The 306-nt window shown below is 70.6% G+C and carries 1 protein-coding gene; it reads right to left on the bottom strand.

Translation table 11 applies throughout. From position 1 onward, the window contains the following. Window positions 1-306, bottom strand: a 306-nt coding sequence (locus tag J9611_RS21615; RefSeq protein WP_211883395.1) for a DUF222 domain-containing protein, incomplete at both ends; no start/stop codon positions are given.

Genomic DNA, 306 nt, shown 5'->3' with positions numbered 1-306 from the left:
GTGGTCTGCTTCGTTGTCCAGGGAGTGGTTGCTGCAGCCGGGGAAGGGGCACCTGCCATCGCGGAGGCGGAGCCATTGACGCTGGGCCTTCGTGACGCGGTAGCTGGTCCGTCCGATTTCCAGCGGGGCGCCGTCACGGGGGTCTGTCAGGACGCGGTAAAAGGAGCCGGCGCCGTCGGTGATCAGGCGGCGGGCCATGGACGGCGGGATCGGCCCGTACCCGTCCAGGACGGCTGGTTCGTCGGTGGCGCCCAGGAGGGACAGGACCGGGACGGTGATCAGGACCTGCGCCCTCGGGGACGGGAC

The organism is Pseudarthrobacter albicanus, from assembly GCF_018224015.1.
Lineage (GTDB): Bacteria > Actinomycetota > Actinomycetes > Actinomycetales > Micrococcaceae > Arthrobacter > Arthrobacter albicanus.
This window is presented reverse-complemented; position numbering and strand designations above follow the sequence as displayed.